We start from the raw sequence: 23,353 nt of genomic DNA, 5'->3' as shown, positions 1-23,353 counted from the left end.
GAGCTCGTCCGAGAAGATGATGCAGCCGGGCAGGATCTTGCCCAGGGTCGCCAAGGTCGCTTCGTTCGAGACATAGCCCGAGGTGAACAGCAAGGCGCCTTCCTTGCCATGCAAGTCGGCCAGCTCGCCCTCGAGATCGACATGATAATGCGTGTTGCCGCCGATATTGCGCGTGCCGCCCGAGCCCGCGCCGACATCGTGCAGCGCTTCTTCCATCGCCGCGATCACCTTGGGATGCTGACCCATCGCGAGATAATCGTTCGAGCACCACACCGTGATCGGCATCGGTCCGTTATGCCCGGCAAAGCACCGCGCATTGGGAAACGCCCCCTTGTTGCGCAATATGTCGATGAACACGCGATACCGCCCTTCGGCATGCAGCCGGTCGATCGCCTGGGTGAATAGTTTTTGGTACAGCAAATCCGCTCTCCCCGTGCCGGCGTGACATGTGCGAATTCCGGTCGAATCCAAATGCGTAGTAACCCGTAGAACGGGTCGGCCGGCATCCGGGGCAATACGGATGGAGATCGATTGATCCGCCCGGCACAGTCCGCCCGACACTCTGGCTTTGGGCGGAAATTGCACCATGACGATCCGACATCTCGACGCACTCAACCACCCGCAATCGATCGCCGTCATCGGCGGATCGAGCAAGGCCGGTTCGCTCGGCACGCGCGTGCTGGAGAATATTATCGACGGCGGCTTCGCCGGAACGGTGTTCGCGGTGAACCCGGACAAGGTCGAGCTGGATGACGTCTGGTGGGTAGCGTCGATCGCCGACCTGCCGCGCAAGCCCGATCTGGCAATCGTCGTCACGCCCGCCGCGACCATTCCCGCGATCATCGGACAACTAGGAACGATCGGCACGCGAGTCGTGACCGTCATTTCGTCGGTCCCCCACGACGCCACCGCGCGCCAAGCGATGCTCGACGCCGCGCGGCCGCACGACGTTCGCCTGATCGGGCCCAATTGCCTGGGATTGCTGCTGCCGCATGCCCAGCTCAACGCCTCATTCGCACCGCGCAATGCGACCGCTGGACGGCTCGCTTTTCTGTCGCAAAGCGGCGCGCTCGTCTCCGCCATGCTCGACTGGGCAGCCCATCGTCATGTCGGCTTTTCGGGCGTGGTATCACTGGGCGACATGGCCGATGTCGATCTCGGCGACCTGATCGACTTCTACGCCGCCGATCCGCGCACCGATACGATCCTGCTCTATGTCGAGCAGGTTACCAATCCTGCCAAGTTCATGTCGGCGGCGCGCGCGGCGTCGCGCATCAAACCAGTGATCGCGATCAAGGCCGGGCGCACCGCGGGTGCTGGCAAAGCGGCGTTCTCACACACCGGCGCGCTGACCGGCTCCTACGACGTTTATGCCGCCGCCTTCCACCGCGCCGGCATCATCCTGGTCGATACAATGGGTGAATTGTTCGATGCGGCGCAGATCCTGTCGCGCTATCGCCCGCCTTACGGTGATCGCCTGGCGATCGTCTCGAACGGCGGTGGCGCTGGCGTGCTTGCGGCCGATGCGTTGCCCGGTGCGGGCGCGAGCCTTGCGACCTTGTCGGGAGCAACGATCGCCGCGCTCGATCCCGACCTGCCGGCAGGATGGTCGCGCGCCAACCCGATCGATGTCGTCGGCGACGCGCGGGCCGAGCGTTTCTCGGTCGCCACGCGCGCGGTCCTCGCCGATCCGGCGGTCGATGCGGCGTTGATCATCCATTGCCCGACCGCCGTCGCGACGGGCGAAGAGATCGCCAGGGGTGTCATCGCCGCACGAACCGACGCGGGCGCGGCTAAGCCGGTGATCGCCTGCTGGATGGGACCCCGCAACACCGAAGCGGCGAGAATGCTGTTCGATGCCGTCGGTATTCCCGTGTTCGACAATCTGGACGATGCCATCCGCGCCTTTGGCTATCTCGCCAAGGCGAGTGCGGCACGCGAGGCGCTGATGCGCGCGCCCGCGCATCAGCTCGTCCCTGCCAGCGATCGCGCCCGGGCGCGTGCCGTCATCGTCGGGGCCCGCAATGCGGGCCGCCAGCAACTTTCGGCAACCGAGGCCAAAGCCGTGCTCGGCGCTTATGGCATTCCGGTGGTCCAAGGCATGCTCGCCCGCGACTGCGATACCATCGCCCGCGTCTGCGCCGACCTTCCGCCGCCTTATGCTGTGAAGGTGGTCTCCCCGCAATTACCGCACAAGTCCGATGTCGGCGGTGTCGCGCTCAACGTCGCCACCATCGAAGACGCGCAGCGCGTCGCGGCGGATATGGCGACCCGGTTGGGACACGAACATCCTGAAGCGTCGATCACCGGATTCGAGATCGAGACTATGGTCAATTCCCCCTCCGGCCGCGAATTGCTGATCGGCGTCGCGCGCGATCCGACCTTCGGGCCGGTGATCGCCTTCGGCGCCGGCGGCAAGGCGGTCCAGATGACACGCGACGTCGCCTTCGGGCTGCCCCCGCTCGACAGCGTGCTGGCCGGGGAAATGATCGAAGGAACGCGCGTGGCGACCCTGCTTGGCGCCTATCGCGACGTGCCCGCGGTCGACATCGACGCCGTCTTGCGTGTGCTCAACGCGGTGTCGGCCCTGGTCATCGACCTGCCCGAAATCGCCGAGCTCGACATCAATCCGCTGCTCGTCGACGAGCATGGCGCGATCGCGCTCGACGCCCGGATCGGCCTGTCGCTCGACGACACCGGTTCGCGGCTCGTCATCCGGCCGGCGCCGATGGAATGGACCGCCGATTTGACGACGCGCGACGGCGTGACGATGCACGTGCGGCCGGTCCTGCCCGACGACGAGGAAGCGCTGGCCGATCTCTTCCACCATGTCACCACTGACGATTTGCGGTTCCGTTTCCTGACTGGCCTGCGCGATGTCGGCCGCGACCGGCTCGTGACGATGACCCAGATCGATTACTGGCGGACGATGCACTTCCTGGCCTTCGCCCCCGATGGCACCGCGATCGCGTCGGCGCTGCTGGCGTGCGATCCGGATCGCGAACGCGCCGAACTGGCGGTTTCGGTCCGCAGCGATTTCAAGGGCAAGGGCGTCAGCTGGACCCTGGTCGAGCACGTCGTCCGCTACGCCGAGGCCGAGGGTATCGGCGCGATCGAGGCGGTCGAGAGCTGCGAGAACCGGGCCGCATTGACGCTCGAACGCGAAGCGGGCTTCGCGCCGGTGCCCGGCACCGACCTTGGATCGGAAGTATTGCTGCGCCGCACGTTGCGGCAGCCTGACGCGGCGGAGATGGAACCGGCCGAATGAAGCGCCGCATCCTGGTGATTGACGGTCATCCCGATCCCGATCGGGCCAGGCTGATCCATGCGCTGGCCGATCGCTATGCCAAGGGCGCCCTTGCCTGGGAGCATGAGGTACGCCGGATCGATCTCGCCACGGCGGACATCCCGATCCTGCGATCGAGGGAGGAATGGGCAAAACAGCCGCCCTCGCCCGCGATCGTCGACGCCCAGGCGTCGATCGCCTGGGCCGACCATATCGTCTTCTTCTATCCCCTCTGGCTCGGCGACGTGCCGGCGCTGCTCAAGGCGTTTCTGGAACAGGTCATGCGGCCGGGATTCGCGCTGAATGACCAGGGGTCGCTGGGCGGTGGTCTGTTGCGCGGCAAGTCGGCCACGGTGGTCGTGACGATGGGGATGCCGGCAGCCTTCTATGCCCTGTGGTTCCGCTCGCACAGCGTGAAGAGCCTCGAACGCAACATCCTGAAGTTCGTCGGGATCGGCCCGGTCCATCACATTCTATACGGTGCCGTCGAACAGAATGCGGCGAAGCGCGAGCGGTGGCTCGACAACATGTTCGTTCTGGGAACGGGCGGAGGCTGAAGCGAGTTCGTGACCCCGTGCGCCGATCAGGCACGGAACCAGATGACCGTTGCCGCGACCACGATGACTGTAGCGCAGGCGAAGAGCGGTAACGCGGCCACTGCGCCAGCCCGATTGCGCGACAGGACAATGGTGACGATTGCCTTCAACACCATGTTGGCAGCGACAGGGGCAGCCAAGGCCGGACCCGCCAACATCGCCTGCTCACCGACCGTCAATGACGAGAAAGCTAGAACCGCGGCATCCACATCGGCCATGCCGGTCGCGGTATACACGATCAGCGAGCCGGAAGAGCCCAACGCGGACGATGCCAGTCGCGCGCCAAGAGTCGCGACCGCGGCGATCGCGGCGAAGGTCACCGCCGCGCCGAGTTCGAGCGGGTTGCCGACAGGCGTCCATTCCTCGCCGGCGGGTACACCGCCCTTGCCCGCCCAAACCGCCGCCGCGGCGAGTACCGCCAGGCCGGGCAGTATCGCATAGGCAGAATTGGCGAACGCTGCCGGCGCCAGAACGGCAATCAGCACCAGGACACGCAGCCCACCGACGATCGAGGCGATCAGCAAGGAGACCCTGAGGGGACCCGTTTCACCGAGATTGCTCCGCATCCGCCGGGCAAGAGCGGCGGTTACCGCGGTCGACGATACCAGCGCCCCGACGGCTGCGGTCAGCATCGGGCCTTTCCCGCGCGAGATATGGTGGCCGGCAAGATAGGCGGCGAACGAAATGCCGCTCACCAGCACCACGACGAGCAGCAGATGATGCGGATTGATCGCGCCGAACGGTCCCATGCCGCGATCGGGCGCAAGCGGGAACAGGACCAGCGCGACGATGGCAAACTCCGCTGCCGCGCGCATCTCCTGAGCAGTAAGATCGCCGACTAATTTGTGAAGCCGCTGGCGCGACGACAGGAGGAACATGACGACCGCGGCAGCGGCCAACGCCGCCTCGGGCTGGCCGGAAGCCGCCAGCGCACCCAGGCCCAGGACGAGCAAACCGGCGATCGCGCTGGTCGCGCTCTGACCGTCGCGTGCCCGCGCCTGACGCGTATAGCCGACGATCAGCACGATGCCGCACAACAACACGAGCGCTACCCCGATCGGTTCGGTGACGAGCGCGGCCGCGCCGCCTGCAATCCCCAGCAACCCGAAAGTCCGGATGCCTGCCACACGGTGACCGTCATCGGCATCGCGCCCGGTCCAGCCCCTTTCCAGGCCGACCAGCAGGCCGATCGCCCCGGCATAGCCGAGGGACAGCAGCGATTGAGCGGGGTCGGGCATCGCTATCGCGACAGCAGGACGGGGATCCGTGTCTGGTTGATCAGTCCTGCGGTGACGCCGCCGAACACCAGTTCGTGCAGTCGGCTGTGCGCGAACGCGCCGGCAGCGAGCAGATCGGCCCCCAGTTCGAGGGCATGGGTCTGGAGTTGTTCGGCGACATCGTGACGCCGTTCCAGCCACACCGATCCCACTTCGAACCCACGATAGCCGAGATAAGCGGCAACCGCTCCGTGCCCATGCGGGTCATTCTCGCTCGCCGGCCGGTCGCCGCAGCTTACCACATCGACGCGAGCGCCCGGCGCGAGCAGGCCCACCAGATCGTGGAGCGCGCGAACGGCTTCGGGGCAGGATTTCCAGGCCAGAACCGCATGATTGACCGTGGTCAGCGAGCGCCCCGGTGGCAGAATGAGCAATGGACCGCCCGAGGCTAGCGCGAGCATTTCGGTGACACGGCGGTACAGATAAGGGATTGCCCAGGTCTCGTGCGAACCGACAACGGACAGGTCGGAAATTGGTCGCGCCCGTCGAACGTCGCCGGCGAGCCAGGCAACATCGTCGAACATACCGCGTATGTCGACGTCGACCGTCGTTCCACCCAGCATGGCACGAAGCTTTTCGACCTGTTTCTCGGAATCGGCCTGCAGAATCTGGTCGGGGAGATACAAAACGCCAAACGGCGCGAGATCGGGCGCGGCGAGCGGCCCGGGCGTCAGCAGATAGACGACCAGGCGCGCATCCATGCGCTCCGCCTGGGCCAAAATGGTGCGGACGAACCCGGCGCCACTCTCGACGTCATCCAGCACCGCCAACATCGTTCCGGTCATGGCATCATCCTTAGGCTGGAAGGGAAATCTCGTCGCGTCGCGTCACTTTGAAACAGAGATCCTCGCCGTCCTGCTCGCGCACCGTCAAATAGGCCCCGACAGCGAGCGGATGCGTTTCGAGATGGAAGATCGGTTCGTCGTCGGCGTCGCCCGGAGCATAGGAAAAACGCCAGCTCGCGCCGTTGTGGATCAGATACCCGTTCCGCTCAGGCTCGTCCGGCCAGGATCGCAATATGGTCGTCCGATCGGGGTGAGCGCGCATCGCCGCAGCGTCGATGGTTCCGTCATCGCAAAGCGGGGCGCGGAGGAGATAGCAATGCGCCGCCGATCCGTCGGGAAAGGCTTGGCTGCGGGCGAGGTCGAGGCGGATGGTGTACCAGGTCATGCCGGCGACTCTGCACCTGCCCGGCGGCCGCGACGATGCGTAGATTCCCGGATTTAGATCATTCTTCAGGCGGCCAATCGGGCCAGTCCGACATCGTCGAGCACCTGGAACAGACGGGTCCCGACGAGCTGGATGATGCCAGCCCGTTCGAACCGGCGGATTTTCCGGCTCACCGTCTCGATCGTCAGGCCGAGCAGGTCGGCCATTTGCTGGCGGTTGAGCGACATGGGGGTAGCCCCGGTCATATCGCATGGCGTTGATCGACGCATATCGACCAGCAGTGATGCGACACGTTCTTCGGCAGTCTTGCGGCCTAGTGAAAGGATCGATCGTCGCGCGGTGTCCAGGTCGTTCGAGAATCGCCGCAAGAGTGATGTGGCGATCTCGGGATAGCAGACAGCCAAGGCATGCAGATCCGCGCTCCGGTAGACGCAGACCGTCGTGCTGGCCAAAGCGGTCGCGCGATGGGTCCATTGGTCGGCAAACAATTCACCGACGAAGGAACCGGGCCAGGCAACGCCCAGAATCTGCTCGCGTCCGTCGCGCAGCGAAGCGGTGAGCTTGAGCGCGCCGTCGCGCACATTGCCGACGTCATAGGTCTCGTCGCCTTCCCACGACAGCACCTCCCCGCGCCGCAATCGGCGCACGCGCCCGATGCGTGCCATCTCGCCCAGGACGTCCGGCGGCAGGTCGGCGCAGATCGATTGCTGCCGGCCGGCGCATTGCGCGCAACGCGATTCCGGCGCCGGGACGGCACGGCTCCGCGTGTCGGGCCAAGCGAGCGCAACGGCCGACATGGCGTTAACCTGCCAGCACTCGGATGAGTTCGTGTTGGCGCAGCGGCTTTTCGAGCACCGCGTCGAATCCGGCGGCGCGCGCCGCTTCGGCCAGCGTCGGTGAAGGAAAGGCGGTGATCAGAATCGCCTTGCCTTTCCAGTCCGCCCGGCGAAGCGCACGCAGCACGCTGATCCCGTCGCCGTCCGGAAGACGATAGTCGGCGATCAGCACGTCGGCATCGTCCATCATATTGCCTTCGAGCACGGGAGCGGCGCCGGCGAACGAGCGCACATCATAGCCGCGCCAATGGAGCAGCATCTGCAGCGAGCGGCGGACGGCCTCGTCGTCTTCGATCAACAATACGACACGCTGGGCTTCGACCGCTGGGTCTGGTTGTGGGAGTGCGCCATTGCTCATGACGCTCTCGTCGCACGGCCGTTCAGGTGCGTCGTTACGTAATGATCCGAAGATCAGCTCTCCAGGCCCGCTGCGAACGCGATGCGCAGCGCTTCCGACAGACTGCGCACCTCCAGCTTGGTCATCAGATTGGCGCGATGCACCTCGACCGTGCGCGGCGAAATGCCCAAATCATAGGCAATCGTCTTGTTGGGATGCCCCCGCGCCAACCCCTGCAGGACCTCCTGCTCGCGCGCGGTCAGCGCGGCGATCCTGACTTCGGCGTCGTGCGCGGTCGTGGTGGCGTCTTCGCGCCGTTCCAGTTTGGCGAAACCCGCATCGAGCGCGACCATCAGCTGGTTTTTTTCGAACGGCTTTTCGAGGAAGTCGACCGCACCCGCCTTCATTGCCTGCACAGCGATCGAGATGTCGCCGTGGCCGGTCAACACGATCACCGGGAGCACGATGCCGTGCTCGTTCAATTCGCGCTGCACTTCCAGCCCGTCCATACCGGGCATGCGGACATCGAGCAGCACGCAGCCGGGGTCGGCGTGCTTGGCTTCCTTCAGGAACTCGACGCCCGACTGATAGGTGCGCGTATCGAAGCCGGAGGTACGCAGCATGAAGCTCGCTGAACGGCGGATCGCGTCTTCGTCATCGACGATATGAACCAGCCGTCTGTCACTCATCTTCGGGTTCCCCGCTCTGGATGGTGAAATGGAATATAGTGCCGCCCCCGACATTGTCTTCTGCCCAGATGCGACCGCCATGCGCTTCCACGATCGTGCGGCAGATCGACAGCCCCAGGCCCATCCCGCTTTCCTTGGTGCTCGCGAACGCCTGGAACAATTGGGGCGCGAGCGCCGGATCGAGTCCGCCGCCGGTGTCGGCGACCGACACGCGGATCATGCCATTGGGCTCGGAGACGGTCGACACCGTGATGTCGCGAACGGCGCGATCGGCGATCGCGTCCACGCCGTTGCGGATCAGGTTCACCAGCACCTGTTGGATCTGGACGCGGTCGACAAAGGCTTCGCTCGCTCTCGGATCCAGTTTGAAGAAGGCGCGGACGCCGCGCTCGCGCGCGCCCGCCAATGCCAGCCGGCTGGCGTCCTCGATCATCGCGGGAAGGTTTTCGATATGCTGCGCGACTTCGCCCCGCGCCACGAAATCGCGTAGGCGCCGCACGATCTGGCCGGCGCGGAGCGCTTCCTTCGCGGCTTCCTCGACCGCCTCTCTGACGAACTCTTCGTTCGTCTGATCGTGCCGGTCGAGCAGCTCGCAGGCTGCCTCCATGTAATTGGCGATCGCGGTCAGCGGCTGGTTGAGCTCGTGTGCCAAAGTCGACGCCATCGTCCCCATCGCACTGACCCGCGACACGTGAATCAGCTCGGATTGCAGTTCCTTGAGCCTGAGCTCCGCCTCCTGTTCGGCGGTCAGATCGCGGATGAACCCGGTGAAGATGCGGTGCCCGTCGGCATTGGCCTCGCCGACCGACAATTCCATCGGAAACGAGCTGCCGTCGCTACGCTGCCCAACGACGATCCGTCCGATGCCGATGATGCGGCGCTCACCGGTCGCCTTGTAGCGCGCGATATAGTCGTCGTGCCGGTCATGATCCGGATTGGGCATGAGCATGCTGACGTTGCGGCCGGCAACCTCTGCCTCAGTATAGCCGAACAGCCGCTCCGCAGCGGCGCTGAACGACACGATCACCCCCATCTCGTCGATCACCACCATCGCGCTCGGCACCGTCGCCAGGATCGACCGGACGTGCATCTCCCGCTCGGCGAGGCCCTGTTCGATCGCCTTGCGCGCGGTGATGTCATGAACGCTCTGACCGAAGCTCCTGATCGATCCATCTTTGTTGCGCAGCGCGAAGATGGTGACGTCGGCGAGGAATTCGGACCCGTCCTTGCGGATGCGCCATGCCTCCATCCGCCGAGGGGCAGAGGCCGCCGCCGCGGCAGCCCGATCGCTCATCGGCCGGCCAGCCGCAACGTCCTGCTGCGTATAGAGGAGCGCCACCGATCGGCCCTTGACCTCGTCCGCTTGCCATCCCGTCAACAGTTCGGCGCCATGATTCCAACTTGCGATTATGCCATCGGGCGACGTCAGAAAGAGCGCGCGGTCGGTCGCGCCTTCCACGAACAACGCGAGTTCGAAGTCGAGCGAGGCGTCGCGCGATTGGGGGTCGATCATATGCATATCGTGTTGGTCCCCTAATCGATCATGCCGCCAATGGTGGCCATCCGGAGATTTACTTAGCCGACTTTATTGCGCGCGATCAAAGTGTCCGCGCGCATTCGTCCCTAGCGACACAGCCCCAACAGGAGGTGTGTATGACGAAGTTGATGCTACTCGCCGGGATGAGCGCCGCAATGCTCGCGACCCCCGCTTTCGCCAAGGAAGGTGATGTGCTGGTTCGCGCCCGCGCGATCGTGGTCGCGCCGAACGAACGCTCCGGCTCGGTCTCCGGCATTCCCGGTAGCAAAGTCGGGGTCGGCGACAGCGTCATGCCCGAAGTCGATTTCACCTATATGGCGACCAATCATATCGGCGCGGAGCTGATCGTGGCGACGACCAGGCACAGCGTGTCGGGCCGCGGGACGATCTCCGCCCTGGGGGATGTCGCCAACACCTGGGTGCTGCCGCCGACCCTGACGCTGCAATATCACTTCGCGCCGGATGGCAAGGTGCGGCCTTATCTAGGCGCCGGCATCAATTATTCGGTCTTCTATTCGTCGAAAGCGACGCCCTCGCTCAACGCAGCTCTGGGCACGACCAAGGTCAAGCTCGGCGACAGCGTCGGCTACGCGCTGCAGGCCGGCGTCGACGTTCCGGTGAGCGAGAAGGTCTTCGTGAATTTCGACATCAAATATATCGACATGAAGACCACCGCCCGCCTGACCAGCGGCGCCACCGTCCGCACCGCGCGCGTCAAGATCGATCCGATCGTCGCCGGCATGGGCATCGGGGTCCGGTTCTGAGCGGGTCGGAAGAAGGGGGCGATAGCGTCGCCCCCTTTTCTATGTCACGTCACGGTTGGTGAACGATGAAAATCGGCACCGGGCTTTCGCTCAGCATCCGCTGGGTGGCACCACCGAAGGCCGCTTCGAGGAAGCGCGACCGGCTGAATGCGCCCATCACCACGTAAGCGGCATGTTCGATCATCGCTTCGGCCATGATCACCGAACCCGGCCGGTCCATCAGGCACTTCTCGCTGCGGATTGTCGCATGCACGCCGTGCCGTGAGAGATAGGTGGCGGCTTCCTCGAGCGGCAGCGCCAACGACCCGTCCTCGGCATGGAATAAGGTGACCGAGCGCGCGAGCTTGAGCAACGGCACTGCCGCTCGCAGCGCCGCGGCGGCATGGTTCGATCCGTCCCAGGCGACTACCGCTCGTCCCTGAAGATCGATCGACCGCGCCTTTTCGGGTACCGCGAAAACCGGTGTGCGGCCCTCGAGGACCATGTCGCCGGCGAGATCGAACATATTGGGATAGGCCGACTTGTCGTCCAACCCGCGATTGACCACCACCAGATCGGCGAGCTTTGCTGCACGGCGCAGACAGGTCGCAGCGTCGCCGGTAGCGTCAACCACATTGTGGGGAATATCTTCCCTGCCGAGCCGCGCTTTCAACGCGGCGCTATTGGTAGCCTCGGCCTGCCGTTCCTCCGCTATGATAGCGGTGCCGGTATAGGTGCCGGTGAAGTCGGCGGAGGCCAGCGTAGTCATCGCCACATCAAGACAGGTCAAATGCCCATCGATCGCTCGCGTGATGTCGATCGCGACCTGCAGCCGCGCTTCCTGGCCGCAATCGTCATGCGCCAGGACCAGGATGTTCTTCATGACCGCCTCCATCGTCGGGATGGAAGCACGCTATGCTGGTCAGCGAGGCCGCAATATCGGGATAGCTACGTACTCAAACCGCTTTGCTGAAGCGCTCGCCGGCTGCCGTCCTGAAGGCATCGAACGCGACTGCGGCGAGCCGCGCATAGGGCTCGCCATCCGGCAAAATGACCAGCCCCGTGTCGTGCCGGCGGATCAGCCCCCGCTCCTCCATCGACGCCAGCTTCGGTGCGGCGTCCGCCATGACTTGTGCCGCGACGGCGAGCGGCCAATCGAGCTCGATCAAATCGACGCGACCGTCGCACAACAGCCGCTCGATCACCGCGCCCCGTCGCTGATCGTCGGCCGAACGCCGGATTCCCCTGATCGTACCAAGACAGCCGTTTTGGACCTTCATCCGGTATCGCCCGACATGCTTTTCAGTCTGGGCGATCAGCCCCGGAAACAGGCTGATCGAGGATGCCCCGAGGCCGATCACCGCGTCGGCGTCATCGTCGGTGAACCCCTGGAAATTGCGCCGCAACGTGCCGTTGGCCGCAGCGAGCGCGAGCTTGTCGTCGGGCCGCGCATAATGGTCGAAGCCGATCGGTTGAAGGCCTTCTTCGAGCCACAGGTCGCGAGCCAGGATGCTTTGCCAGAAACGCGCTTCGGCGTCGGGCAATCGGCTGTCCTCGATCATCCGCTGGCGCGGCAGCATCCGCGGCAAATGGGCATAGCCGAACATCGCCACGCGGTCGGGCGCCAGATCACGCGCCAGCCTGATCGTTCGCGCGATCGTGTCGAGCGTCTGACCAGGCAATCCGTACATCAGGTCAAGGTTGATGTGGTCGATACCCGCGCGCCGCAGATCCTCGACGCAACGCGCAACGATGCGAAACGGCTGCAGTCGGTTGATCTTCACCTGAATACCGAGGTCGAAGGTCTGCGCGCCCAGGCTGACTCGCGACACATTGTTTGCCGCGAGCATCCGACAGAAATCGGCATCGAGATGCCGCGGATCTAGCTCCGCCGCCCATTCGGCATCCGGCAGGATTTGAAAGCTGTTCCGGACCGCGGCGGCGACGCGCTCGAACTGAGCGGGCGACAAAGCATTGGGACTGCCGCCACCAAAATGGACGTGGCTGACGCTGCCCTTGGCGCGATCCGCAACCATGCCGATCTCCGCAACCAGAGCCTCGACATAGACGTCCAGGCGCGACGCACGACCGACCGGGCCGGTATTGCAGCCGCAATACCAGCAGATCTCATGGCAATAGGGAATGTGCAGATAGAGCGAGATCCGATCGCGCGGCCGCAACGCATCCAGTGCTGCCCGATGCTCGGCCGCGCCTACCGTTTCGGTGAATTCCGCGGCGGTGGGATAACTCGTGTATCGCGGCACCGAGCGAGCGGCGAGGTCGGCGTGAAAGACGGCCATCAAAACTTCCTTGGCTACATGCCGATCTGCGCATTCATGACGGGATCCGTTCTGCCCGGCTTCATGCGAACAAATCCTGTTCCTCGGCGCGCGCGATAGGATCCGGTACGACGAAGCGGTGCCCCGTCGCTGGCGAATGCGTCCGGTAGTGCGGCACGCTTAGGGTGAGCCAAGCATTCCACCACGCCGTCCACCATTGCACGGGCTGCAGCCAAAGCTCGTGGCTACAGAGCCAAAGCTCTTCGGCGGCTTCGCTTGGCGGTGTTTCCGGTGTGACTTGCTCCATCGGTCTTCTCCTCGTCGAGCGATGCCGGGATAGGACGCGCCTCGCTGCCCGGCCTATCGGGGATCATACGTAGACGCGCGACGCCGGCATTCAGGCTGCGGGGGCGGCGCCCTGCCCTGTTCCCCCTTCGGCAAGCCGTGCCATCTCCGCGCGGCGCGCCGCGTCGAGCACGGTCGCGCAAGTGCTCCGCGCCGCCTCGCGGACACGCTCCAGCTGCTCGGCGGCATATTGCTCGCTCAGCCCTTCGACGACCGCATCGATATGGACGTGTTCGGTCGCGGCGAGCTGGAAGATCGTGCCGAGATAGCGGTCGAAGCTTTCGCGAAGCGATGTCAGCTGACCCTGTTCGCCAAGCCAAGCCTGGGTCGATGCCGAGGTCGAGAAGCTGATCATATGACGTCCCTTGAGAAAGGGATTGTGCGCCTGGGCATGGTCATGGCTCGGTTTGAACCCGGCACCGAGGACGCGATCGACATAGCCCTTGATCATCGCGGGCGGTCCGCCGAACCAGATCGGATAGACGAAGACTATCACATCGCAGCGCCGGATTTCGGTTAGGTCATAGACGACCTCCAGCTCGGGAGCTTCGCCAAGATATTCGAGCACCGGATCGAAGCGGTTCAGATAGAGGTCGCGCAGGAACGGCCTTTGACCGCACGCCTCGACCGTGTCGCAATAGGCCTGCGCGATCTGGTGATTGAAGCTCCCGCGACGCGGATGGGCGAGCACTACCAAATGTCGGATAGGGTCGATCGCCATGACCTGTCTCCCGGCGTCAGTGTTTGAGAAAGAGCGGCACGGGGCTTTCCTGCAGGAGCCGCTGGGTCACGCCGCCGAAGATGCTTTCGACCAGGCGCGAATGACCGAACCCGCCCATCACCACGTAATCGGCCTTGAGCAGAGCGATCTGCTCGAGGATCGGGAAAGCGGCTTTCTCGCCGAACGCGAGGTCCGAGCGAACCTGCGAGGCGATGTTGCGCTGCGCGAGCAGAGTTTGCGCCTGGCTGGCAGGAAGCTTCAGCGAACCATCGTCGATCTCGACGATCGTGACGGTCGAAGCGCGCCGCAAGAGCGGGATTGCCGCCACCATGGCATGATGCGCCTCGCGCGATCCGTCCCAGCAAATCAGCACCTCGCCGTTCAGGCATATGCCCGGCGACTCCGGCGGCACCGTTATGATCGGCGTGTCGGCGCTGACCAGCAGTTCGCCGATCGTGGCATAGGTGGGAGGAAAGAGGTCCGCGCGCGGCGCGCTCATCACGATCAGATCGGCCAGTGCGGCCAATTCGGATAATGCCGGGAGCATGTCGTCGCGGCGCTCGATCCACTGCGCCGAGAGCCCACTCGCCTCGACCTGATCGCGGACCGTGGTAAGCGGCGCGAGCTCGGCTTCCATCACCAGCGATCCGCCGCGTGCCGCCCCCGCCCCTCCGACATCCGGCTCGGCCAGATCGACGCAAAGAAGCCTGCCCTGGCTCGCCCGAACGAGGTCGAACGCCGCCTGCAGTCGGGATTGCTGTCCGACATCGTCGTGGATCAGCACCAGCACGTCGCGCATGACTTTCTCCTGTATTCGGGCATCGCCGAAGCGGCCCGGGATCGGTCATGATGTACCAACCGCGCAGGCGCGCCGGATATACGCGTTATCCCCGATACGGGTGTTCGGCGGCTTAGCTTGTTGGTTCGCCACGGCAGATGTCGACGGGCACCAAATCCTGACCCGACCAGTCCACGCTCTTCGCCAACCTTGCTCGTCGCTTTTGTCCGTTTGTCGAGCGATGTCACGCCAGCTGCAGGACATGCAATGCAACCGCCGCCGGCGCCATCCTGTTCTTCTAGTGCCGCTTGCAAAGGGCGGCGTCCGGGGCCACCGCTCCGGTCGCCGCTCCATCCTCATAGGGTCAGCCGATGTCGTTACGCACCGCGCGCCTCGCACTCATCGCTTCGATCGCCTGGCCGATCGCCGCACAGGCGCAGAACGCCCCCGCCGCCCCGGCCGCGGCGGATGACGATATAGTGGTGCTGGGTACCGGGCTCGATCTGCCGCCTGGCACACCGGCTTATGGCGCGACGACGATCGACCGCGATCGGCTGACCAACGACGCCTCGGGCCGCGTCGAGGACGTGCTTGCGGACGTCGCCGGTTTTCAACAGTTTCGCCGCTCGGACAGCCGCTCGGCCAATCCGTCGGCGCAAGGCGCGACCCTGCGCGCGCTGGGTGGCAATGCCTCGAGCCGGACATTGGTGCTGCTCGACGGCGTGCCGATCGCTGATCCCTTTTTCGGCTATCTGCCGTTCAATGCGCTGGTGCCCGATCGCCTCGCCGGTATTCGCGTGACGCGCGGCGGCGGGTCGGGGCCGTTCGGCGCCGGTGCCGTCGCGGGCACGATCGAACTGGTCAGCGCCGGGCGGCGCGACTTGCCGCTGCTGAACGCGGAAGCATTGTACGGTAGCCGGGAATCGGAAAGTATCTCGGCCAGCGTCTCGCCGAGCCTCGGCGGCGGCTTCGCGACTTTGTCGGGCCGGTTCGAGCGCGGCGACGGTTTCTATACCACGCCCGACGATCAACGCGTCGCGGCGAGCGTTCCCGCGCGGTACCGCGACTGGTCTGCATCGGCTCGCGCGGTCGCGCCGATCGACGCCGATACCGAATTGCAATTCCATGGCCTGCTGTTCGGCGACAACCGAACGTTGCGCTTTCGCGGCGCCGATTCGAGTTCGGAGGGCGAAGATGCGAGCGTCCGGCTGGTCCATCGCGGCGGCTGGCAGGTCGACGCACTCGCCTATGTTCAGGCACGCAATTTCTCCAACAAGGTGATCAGCGCGACCAGCTTCAAGCTGACGCTGGACCAGCGCAACACGCCCGCGACCGGCATCGGCGGCAAGATCGAACTGCGCCCGCCGGTCGGCCACGACCAGGTCGTGAGGATCGGCGGCGATGTCAGGCTGGCCGATGGCGAACTGTTCGAGGACGCCTATAACAGCGCCGGCGCGGTGACCGCGCGGCGCAACGCCGGCGGCAATTCGAGCGTCGCGGGATTGTTCGTCGAGGATGACTGGACGCTCGGCAAATTGGTGCTGACCGGCGGCGCACGGCTCGATCATTGGACATTGACCCGGGGCTTCTTCCACGAACGCAACAGCGCCGGCGCTGCGACCAGCACCAAATCATTCCCCGATCGCAGCGGGACCGAATTCACCGGGCGCGCCGGCTTGCTCTATCGTCCTGTTGCCGCGGTCGCCTTGCGCACCGCGGGATATACCGGTTTCCGCCTGCCGACGCTCAACGAGCTCTATCGGCCGTTCACCGTCTTTCCCGTTACCACCCAGGCCAACGCCGGCCTGAAGCCGGAGCGGCTGCGCGGGGTGGAAGCTGGAATAGACATCACCCCCCTACCCGGTCTGACGGTTTCAGGCACCTTGTTCTACAACAAGCTGGCCGATGCGATCGCCAACGTGACGATCGGTACCAACCTGCGCCAGCGCCGCAATGTCGACGCCGTCGAGGCGAAAGGAGTCGAGGCGAATATCGTCTGGCGGCGCGGCGCGATGATGATGTCCGCCTCCTATGCTTATTCGGACAGCAAGGTCCGGGCGCCGGGCAACGCGTTCGACGGATTCGTTCCGGCGCAAAGCCCCCGCCATGCGGCCAGCGCGACGATAGCCTGGTCCCCCAAGGCCGGCCCCATATTGTCGGCGACGTTGCGCTATGTCGGCGACCAATATGAGGACGATTTGCAGACCGACAAATTGGCCGCGGCGACCACCGTCGACTTGTTCGGCAAGCTGCCGATCACGCGTGGCTTCAGTGCGGTCGTCCGCGCCGAAAATGTATTCGATGCTCAGGTCATGACTCGCAACCAGGCCGGATCGATCGACCTTGGCACGCCAAGAACGCTGTGGATCGGTGTTCGCTTCGGGGGATAGGATGGACGAACTGAGGTGCCTTCCTCGCCGCCCCAAAAAAAGGAGGCCGCCCGTTGCGGGGGCGGCCTCAGCGTCGCCTTTCAGGAGGTTAGAAGGCGAAACGGGCGCCGAAATTGAACTGCCGCCCGCTATGGGTCAGCACATTGAGGCGATTGGTGGAATCGACAAATTGATCGTTGAGCTCGTCGGTCAGATTGATCATCTCGAGGCTCAGTTTCAGTCGATCGGTAAGATTGTACGAAATCTGCGCATCGACGTTCAACGTCGAGTTGGTGCCGTTATAGCTATTGCCTTCGGTCCCCGGCACCGCGGTCAGATAGCGAGAGCGATACGCGACCGAGCCGCGCACCGACAGCTTCTTGTCTTCATAATAAAGCGTGCCGTTGGCAGCGTATTTCGACAGGCCGACCAACGGCGCGGTGACAAAGGCGGATCCGCTCGTCGAGATCAGATATCGAATATTCGAATCGACATAGGTGAAGTTCGCCAGCACGCCGAAATGGCTCGCCCAGCCGCCGAGAAAGGTGAAGGGCTGCTGGACGTTGACTTCGAACCCGCGCAACTTGCCGCCGCTGGAATTTATCGGCTGGGTGACGATGAAGGAATCGCTCGGCGACGCGGTGGTGCCGGCCAACAGCGAGTCCGGCAGACCGAGTGACGAGAACGGAACGGTGACGCTCAACGTCTGAACGAACGTATCGATATTCTTCTGGAACGCCGACACGGCGTAGATCGCGCCGCTCGACGGATACCATTCCACGCTGGCGTCGAAATTGGTCGATGCCGTCGGCACCAGATCGGGATTGCCCGAGCTGAAGCTGCGATTGCCGCCCGACACGTTGAGGTTGCCGCCGGGGGTGATCGCCGAGATGCCGGCACGCGCCAGCGTCTTGGCCGCGGCCAGACGGACGAGCAGCTTGTCGGTCACGTCGAACACCAGATTGCCCGACGGCAGCCAGCGATCGTAATTGCGCGTCGCGGTCACCAGGTTGATCGCCGCTCCCTGGCTGGCATAGCCGGTCGAGACCTGGTTGGTGCGCACATAGCGCAAGCCGATATCGCCGCGTAGCGGCAGGCCCGCATCGGCGAAATTGAACTCCGCCATGCCCCAGGCACCGAGGTCCTTTTCGACCACCGTGACATAGGATCCGCGGGCCGTCGCATTGGCCACGCCGCCAGTCGCGTAGAGCGGATCGCTGTAGATGCCATAGAGGCTGGCAAAGGCGTTGAGGTCGGGCACGACGAACGCGGTCGGCGTGCCCGCTGGCACGTCGAGCCCCTTGCCGAACCCAGTGAACACCTTGGTCGCCGCGGCGATCTGCGCGGGTGTCAGCGTCTGGACGACGGTCTCACCCGACAAGCGACGATGCTCGGTCGAATCGTACGAGAAACGCCGCCAGTCGACCCCCGCCTTGATCTTGACCTCGGGCGTCGCGGTCCATTCGAGGAAGCCCTTGGCATTGGTGAAGCTGTTATCGACCGTTTGCGGGCGTATCCGCACTTCCGACGTGCCGTTGGTAAAGGCGAAGGTCGCCGGATTGGTGACGTCGACGCCCGGCTTGATGGTCGGGAAACGCGTCGAGAAATCGTAGTAGAAATTGCTGGTGTTGGCCGCGTCGAGCGTCACCGTGGTCTGGACCGGATTGCTGAACGCGGAATCGGCGTACCCCACGACCGCGCCGAATTTCAGCTTGTCGCCGAACTTCTGGTCGAGCGTCGCGGTGACCTGATAGAAATCGGTCTCGAGCTCGTCGTAACGCGACTGCACGCGCAGATCGACATTGTCGAACGTACCACTGATGATGTTGCGATTGGCATCGACCGTCGCCGAGCGGATGATCGTCTGCGGCTTGCCGCTGCCCGAGCGACTGAAGCTGATCGCCTGGAATTGCGCTTCGCTCCGCGTGCCGTCGAGACGCGAGAACAGGCCGTCGATCGAGATCAACGTACGGTCGGTCGGCCGAAACTGGATCGACCCCGCCGCACCCAGGCGCTTCTGGAAAATGTCGTAGCTGACCAGACCGGGAATGCGCGGATGATACAGAGCGGTCGCCGGATTGGCGTCGTTGATCTGGGCGAGCGTATAGCCGTTGATCGTCGAGGCGGCGTTGAAGCCGCCGTTGAACCCGCCATAGGTCCAGCGCGTGATGTTGGCGCCCTCCTCGATCAGCCGGCGCTCTTCATAGGCGAACGACAATAGCACCCCGAACCGCCCGTCCCGAGTGGACGCCGTGACCAGCCCCGACAGCCGCGGCGTCACGCGCTTGCGCAGATCGTTATAGCTGCCCTGCACCGAAATGACCGCGGTCGGCTTGTTATAGTCGAACGGCCGCGCGGTCTGGAGGTCGACGGTTCCGCCGAGCGATCCTTCCTCGATATCGGCGGTCGCGGTCTTGCGGACCGTCAGGCTGTTGAACAGGTCGGACGAAAAGATGTTGAAGTCGAACCCGCGACCGCGATTGACGCCGCCCGAATTGTCGGTGCCCCCGGTGGTGCCGATCGCTTCCATGCCGTTGATCCGCACACGGGTGTAATCTGGCCCGAGGCCGCGCACCGAGATGTTGCGGCCCTCGCCGTTGACGCGGCTGATCGCCACGCCGGGAATGCGCTGGAGCGATTCGGCGAGGTTGAGGTCGGGGAATTCGGCAATGTCCTCGGCCTTGATGGCGTCGACCGTGGCGGTCTCCCTGCGCTTGATGCCCAGCGCGCTGTTCAGGCTGGCGCGGAAGCCGGTGACGACGATATCCGCCGGTGGCGCCTGATCGTCCACGCCTTGCGCGCCAGTCGGCGTCGGCGCGGCGACTGGCTCCGCCGCCGACGCTGCCTGCGCCCAGGCGGGCCCTGCTGCCATCAGACCAAGTGCCGCTGACGTGGCGCCAAGCCCGATCTTCAGCCCATGGATGCCGGTGATTGCCATTTTCAGTAACTCCCCAACTCGCGGCACATGCGCCGTCATTGTGTCCGGCCTCATCGACGGGCCGGTTCTCGATACATTGGGGTAGTCCGGCGTTGGCCGGTCAGGCCAACCCCAATACGGCATGAATCATTGCGGAACCTGCACCAATCGGGCGGGACCATGCTGACTGCGCCGCGATCTAGCCACGGATTGGCAGGATCATGCCGCTTTTCGACTTGGACCGCTTTCGCCGTTGCCGCTAGCGTTCGGGATGAAGTTGCGGTGATCGACCGGCCAAAGGCGCGGCGCCGACTGGGAGAGCGCTGGATGGCAACCGACACCGACCGACCGACCTGGGTACGATACCGCATCATCGCGCTGATCTTCGTCATCACCGCGATCAATTATGCCGATCGCGCGACCTTCTCGATCGCCGGCAACGCGGCATCGAACGAGCTCGGCCTCACCCCAGTCCAGACCGGTTTCATCCTCTCGGCCTTTGCCTGGGCCTATGCCCTCGCGCAAATTCCCGGTGGCGCCCTGCTCGATCGGTTCGGCACCAAACGCATTTATGCCGGCGCGATTGCCTTGTGGTCGGTGATGACCGCGATGCAGGGGCTGGTCGGATGGGTGCCGGGGGTCGCCGCGCTGACGATGCTGTTCGCCTTGCGCTTTCTCGTCGGGCTCGCCGAGGCACCGTCCTTTCCCGGCAATGCCCGGCTGGTCGCCGCGTGGTTTCCCGGACCCGAACGCGGCACCGCTTCGGCGATCTTCAACAGCGCGCAATATTTCTCGCTGGTCGCGTTCGCGCCGCTGATGGGCTGGCTGGTGCACAGTTACGGCTGGCGATCGGTGTTCTGGGTGATGGGCGCGCTGGGCATCGTCGCGACGCTGGCCTTTGTCGGCTTCATCCATAGCCCAGTGCGCCATCCTGCGATCAACGCGGCCGAGCTCGATCATATCGAATCCGGCGGCGGGCTGGTGCGGATGGAGGAAAAGCAGCCGTCGCGGACGCCGACCTTCACCTGGGCGAACCTCAAGCCGCTGCTCGCCAGCCGGATGATGCTGGGCATCTATCTGGGCCAATATTGCATCAACGTGCTGACCTATTTCTTCGTGACCTGGTTCCCGATCTATCTGGTCAAGGAGCGCGGGCTGAACATCCTTGAGGCCGGGTTCGCCGCAGCGGCGCCAGCCTTGTGCGGGTTCGTCGGTGGGCTGGTCGGCGGCTATGCATCCGATCGCATCCTGGCGCGAACCGGCAATCTCGATCTCGCGCGCAAGGGTCCGCTGGTCGTCGGGATGCTGCTGGCGACGCTGATCATCGCTTGCGTCTGGGTCGATGCCGAATGGCTGGTCGTGCTGCTGATGGCGGTCGCGTTCTTCGGCAAGGGCGTCGCCTCGCTCGGCTGGGCGGTCATGGCGGACGTCGCGCCCAAGCAGCTCGCCGGGCTATCGGGCGGCGTGTTCAACATGTTCGGAAATATCGCCGGCATCGTCACCCCGATCGCGGTCGGCTATATCGTCGGCGCGACCGGATCGTTCGACCTCGCTCTGGTGTTCGTCGGCGCGCACTGCCTGCTGACGATCTTCGCCTTCCTCGTCGTGGTCGGGCCGATCCGGCGGCTGGAGCTGGCGGCATGATCGTCGATCGCCGCGTCATGCTCACCGGCGCCGCGGCGCTGGCAGCGCTCCCCGCGGCGGCGCGTGGACGGCCTGGACCGGTGTTGGTCGACACGCCGATGGCACCGCCGCGCTGGGCCAGTCTGCAGCGCCAGTTGCTCGACGCCAACATGGCGGCGTGCGAGGCGTTCTACGGCAAATATGTCGATGCGGACGATGCCTTGCGGGTGGCCGCTCGCTGGGGCGCCAATGATGGCCCGGACGACGCGGCAGAGGCTACCAACGATTGGGTGACACTCCACGCGCTAGGGGCGCCCGACCGCCTGCTGACGCTGGCCCAGCGGTTTTACGAGGGTCATTTGCGGCAATATACCGCCGCGCGCACGACCGAAGTCCCGATCGCGCGGCGCGGCATGTATTACCGCGAATTCCCGGTCCAGATGGACTGGCAGCACAATGCCGAGGGGCTGACCACGTTCAACGTGATGGGGCTGAGCGCGCCGCACGACCCGCGGCTGTTCGCGCGTACCCGGCGCTTCGCCGATTTCTATACCGGACACGATCCGACCACCAGCAATTACGATCCGGCGCATCGCGTCATGCGCAGCCTGCTCAACGGCAGCCGCGGGCCGATGCTGCGCAGCGCGACCCCGCTCGACTGGGCGGGCGATCCGTTCGACCCGCGGCCATTCCATATGGAGCATGGCGAGCAGACCTATCGGCAGACGCTCGACCATTATGCCGCTTATGGCGACGTCGTCGGCGACAATCCGCTCAACCTTCAGGCAACCACGCTAGGCCTCAATGCTTATGCGCTGGGCGCCGGGGAGCGTTTCCGACGCTGGGCGCTCGACTATCTTGATGCCTGGGCCGATCGCGCCCGCGCCAATCGCGATATCCTGCCGAGCCGGGTCGGACCCGATGGCACCGTCGGTGCCGATTGGTGGCGCGGCGTCTATGGCTGGGGATTCTCGCCGATCGTGCCCCAGACCGGCAAGCGCGAGGACCGCAACCGCGTGCCGCGCGCAATCACAGCGTTCCTCGGCGCGCTGCTGCTGACCGGCGACCTCGACTATATCCGCCTCTGGCGGCGGCAGAATGCGCGGATCAACGACGCGGCCAAGTCGATCGACGGTCGGGTGTCGGYGCCAACCATGTACGGAGCAGATGGCTGGTACGGCTGGAAACCCGGTCCTTATCGCACCAACGGATTCGAGATCTGGTACGCGACGCAGGATCCGGCGGACCGCGCGCTGGCCGGCGACCATCCCTGGATCGCTTTCCTCGAAGGCCGCGATCCGGGCTATCCCGAGCGAGCGCTGACCGGCGACCTCAAGCTGGTCGCGGATCGCGTGGCGGCGCGTCTCGCGGATCCCACAACCCCGGCGACGCGGCTTGCCGACTGGCCGATCGATATCAATCCGGCGAGCGCGGGCGCGCTGGTCGCGACGATGACCGGCGGGCTGCATATCGCCCGCCCTCCCTGGTCGCCGACCAGCCCGCCACAGGGCGGCGTGCCGCTGCATTGTCGGCTACGCTATTTCGACGCCGACCGCCGCCGCGCCGGCGTGCCGGAGGATGTCGGCGCGTTGGTCCATAGCCTCGGCGACCGCTCGACCGAGGTGAGCCTGGTCAATCTTGGCTCGCGCTCGCGTACCGTGATCGTGCAGGGCGGCGCTTATGGCGAGCATCGCATCGATCGCCTGACCCTGGACGGCGTGACGCGGACGGTCGGTGGACGCGATGTCACGATACGACTGGCGCCGGGCTGCGGCGCTCGGCTCATGCTGGCGATGACGCGCTATGCCCACCGCCCGACGCTGGCATTCCCCTGGGACCGTCGCTGAGAC

19 protein-coding genes are annotated in these 23,353 nt (G+C 65.0%); 6 read left to right on the top strand and 13 right to left on the bottom strand.

Annotation, left to right across the window (positions count from 1 at the left end):
• On the bottom strand, positions 1–420 hold a 420-nt coding region (locus tag AC1DQQ_RS19670; RefSeq protein WP_478046477.1), incomplete at its 3' end, for an aminotransferase class I/II-fold pyridoxal phosphate-dependent enzyme.
• A 166-nt stretch (positions 421–586) separates the two neighbouring features.
• On the opposite strand from AC1DQQ_RS19670, the gene AC1DQQ_RS19665 reads away from it, so the two are divergent.
• The gene (locus AC1DQQ_RS19665; protein WP_478046475.1) at positions 587–3,268 is read left to right on the top strand and encodes a bifunctional acetate--CoA ligase family protein/GNAT family N-acetyltransferase; all 2,682 of its coding nucleotides are present in this window, start codon (positions 587–589) and stop codon (positions 3,266–3,268) included.
• A complete protein-coding gene (locus tag AC1DQQ_RS19660) occupies positions 3,265–3,843 on the top strand; it encodes an NAD(P)H-dependent oxidoreductase (protein WP_478046473.1) in 579 nt (192 codons plus the stop codon). The genes AC1DQQ_RS19665 and AC1DQQ_RS19660 overlap by 4 nt, the downstream gene beginning before the upstream one ends.
• Before the next feature lie 26 nt (positions 3,844–3,869).
• Here AC1DQQ_RS19660 and AC1DQQ_RS19655 read toward each other — a convergent pair whose 3' ends face one another.
• From AC1DQQ_RS19655 to AC1DQQ_RS19625, 7 genes are all read right to left on the bottom strand, one after another.
• Entirely contained in the window at positions 3,870–5,120 is a 1,251-nt protein-coding gene (locus AC1DQQ_RS19655; RefSeq protein ID WP_478031819.1) for an MgtC/SapB family protein, read from the bottom strand.
• A 2-nt stretch (positions 5,121–5,122) separates the two neighbouring features.
• A complete protein-coding gene (locus AC1DQQ_RS19650) occupies positions 5,123–5,944 on the bottom strand; it encodes a universal stress protein (protein WP_478031818.1) in 822 nt (273 codons plus the stop codon).
• A 10-nt stretch (positions 5,945–5,954) separates the two neighbouring features.
• Positions 5,955–6,329: a hypothetical protein gene (locus tag AC1DQQ_RS19645; protein WP_478040744.1), complete on the bottom strand. Its 375-nt coding sequence runs from the start codon at positions 6,327–6,329 to the stop codon at positions 5,955–5,957.
• Positions 6,330–6,394: 65 nt separating this feature from the next.
• Complete coding sequence (locus AC1DQQ_RS19640; RefSeq protein ID WP_478046471.1) at positions 6,395–6,994, bottom strand: Crp/Fnr family transcriptional regulator; 600 nt, start codon at positions 6,992–6,994, stop codon at positions 6,395–6,397.
• A gap of 136 nt (positions 6,995–7,130) precedes the next feature.
• Positions 7,131–7,523 (bottom strand): response regulator, encoded by a 393-nt coding sequence (locus AC1DQQ_RS19635; RefSeq protein WP_478031815.1) that lies wholly within the window; start codon positions 7,521–7,523, stop codon positions 7,131–7,133.
• 53 nt (positions 7,524–7,576) lie between these two features.
• Positions 7,577–8,191, bottom strand: coding sequence for a response regulator transcription factor (locus tag AC1DQQ_RS19630; protein ID WP_478031814.1), 615 nt, complete (start codon positions 8,189–8,191; stop codon positions 7,577–7,579).
• The gene (locus AC1DQQ_RS19625; protein ID WP_478031813.1) at positions 8,184–9,704 is read right to left on the bottom strand and encodes a PAS domain-containing sensor histidine kinase; all 1,521 of its coding nucleotides are present in this window, start codon (positions 9,702–9,704) and stop codon (positions 8,184–8,186) included. Before AC1DQQ_RS19625 ends, AC1DQQ_RS19630 begins: the two co-directional genes overlap by 8 nt.
• A 140-nt stretch (positions 9,705–9,844) precedes the next feature.
• Here AC1DQQ_RS19625 and AC1DQQ_RS19620 point away from each other — a divergent pair, with 140 nt between their 5' ends.
• Positions 9,845–10,492: an OmpW/AlkL family protein gene (locus AC1DQQ_RS19620; RefSeq protein ID WP_478040742.1), complete on the top strand. Its 648-nt coding sequence runs from the start codon at positions 9,845–9,847 to the stop codon at positions 10,490–10,492.
• Positions 10,493–10,541: 49 nt separating this feature from the next.
• Here the strand turns inward: AC1DQQ_RS19620 and AC1DQQ_RS19615 are convergent, their stop codons facing one another.
• The 4 genes from AC1DQQ_RS19615 to AC1DQQ_RS19600 form a co-directional block, all read right to left on the bottom strand.
• Complete coding sequence (locus tag AC1DQQ_RS19615) at positions 10,542–11,354, bottom strand: universal stress protein (RefSeq protein ID WP_478046469.1); 813 nt, start codon at positions 11,352–11,354, stop codon at positions 10,542–10,544.
• 73 nt (positions 11,355–11,427) lie between these two features.
• Positions 11,428–12,771 carry an oxygen-independent coproporphyrinogen III oxidase gene (hemN, locus tag AC1DQQ_RS19610; protein ID WP_478046468.1) on the bottom strand — a complete coding sequence of 448 codons (1,344 nt, stop codon included), beginning with the start codon at positions 12,769–12,771 and terminating at the stop codon, positions 11,428–11,430.
• A 376-nt stretch (positions 12,772–13,147) separates the two neighbouring features.
• Positions 13,148–13,816, bottom strand: a complete 669-nt coding sequence (locus AC1DQQ_RS19605; RefSeq protein WP_478046466.1) for an NAD(P)H-dependent oxidoreductase — start codon at positions 13,814–13,816, stop codon at positions 13,148–13,150.
• Between the two features lie 16 nt (positions 13,817–13,832).
• On the bottom strand, positions 13,833–14,615 hold the full coding sequence (locus AC1DQQ_RS19600; RefSeq protein ID WP_478046464.1) for a universal stress protein: 783 nt from the start codon (positions 14,613–14,615) through the stop codon (positions 13,833–13,835).
• Positions 14,616–14,965: 350 nt separating this feature from the next.
• Here AC1DQQ_RS19600 and AC1DQQ_RS19595 point away from each other — a divergent pair, with 350 nt between their 5' ends.
• Complete coding sequence (locus AC1DQQ_RS19595) at positions 14,966–16,984, top strand: TonB-dependent receptor plug domain-containing protein (protein ID WP_478046462.1); 2,019 nt, start codon at positions 14,966–14,968, stop codon at positions 16,982–16,984.
• An 88-nt stretch (positions 16,985–17,072) separates the two neighbouring features.
• Here the strand turns inward: AC1DQQ_RS19595 and AC1DQQ_RS19590 are convergent, their stop codons facing one another.
• Positions 17,073–19,901 carry a TonB-dependent receptor gene (locus AC1DQQ_RS19590; RefSeq protein WP_478046460.1) on the bottom strand — a complete coding sequence of 943 codons (2,829 nt, stop codon included), beginning with the start codon at positions 19,899–19,901 and terminating at the stop codon, positions 17,073–17,075.
• A 306-nt stretch (positions 19,902–20,207) separates the two neighbouring features.
• Here AC1DQQ_RS19590 and AC1DQQ_RS19585 point away from each other — a divergent pair, with 306 nt between their 5' ends.
• Positions 20,208–21,524 carry an MFS transporter gene (locus tag AC1DQQ_RS19585; protein WP_478046458.1) on the top strand — a complete coding sequence of 439 codons (1,317 nt, stop codon included), beginning with the start codon at positions 20,208–20,210 and terminating at the stop codon, positions 21,522–21,524.
• Entirely contained in the window at positions 21,521–23,350 is a 1,830-nt protein-coding gene (locus AC1DQQ_RS19580) for a DUF8034 domain-containing protein (RefSeq protein ID WP_478046456.1), read from the top strand. The genes AC1DQQ_RS19585 and AC1DQQ_RS19580 overlap by 4 nt, the downstream gene beginning before the upstream one ends.
• The last annotated feature ends 3 nt before the right edge of the window (positions 23,351–23,353 follow it).

The organism is Sphingomonas sp. P4_G3 (assembly GCF_056401105.1).
Note: the sequence above shows the minus strand (reverse complement) of the source record. Positions and strands in the feature narration are given on the sequence as shown.